The organism is Vibrio sp. 10N.222.49.A3, assembly GCF_041475145.1.
Classification (GTDB): Bacteria; Pseudomonadota; Gammaproteobacteria; order Enterobacterales; family Vibrionaceae; genus Vibrio; species Vibrio tasmaniensis_A.
The window spans coordinates 1-250 of the sequence record NZ_JBFRVM010000364.1 but is presented as its reverse complement, the minus strand read 5'-3'; the positions used below and the strand labels follow the sequence as shown (position 1 = coordinate 250).

Below are 250 nucleotides of genomic sequence, written 5' to 3'. Positions count from 1 at the left end.
ATAAGCAGTCAGATAGGCTGGATGATTTACTTGAAAGCAATAAGACACTTTGTACTATTTATATGCTCAAAGAGCAGCTTCAAGCCTTATGGAATGAACGTAATTTTGACTTGATGATCGCAGCGCTTGATGCGTGGTGCCAGCTTGCTAAAAATACAAGGATCTTATCTCTCATCAACTTTGCAGATGCGCTTTGGGAGAGAAGAGTTGGGATCTGCAATTATGCAAAATATAGGCTAACGAATGCCCG

General features: G+C 40.8%; 1 protein-coding gene. It reads left to right on the top strand.

Annotation, left to right across the window (positions count from 1 at the left end):
- The coding region (locus AB4589_RS25655; protein ID WP_372101983.1) for a transposase at positions 1–250 on the top strand (250 nt) is incomplete at both ends.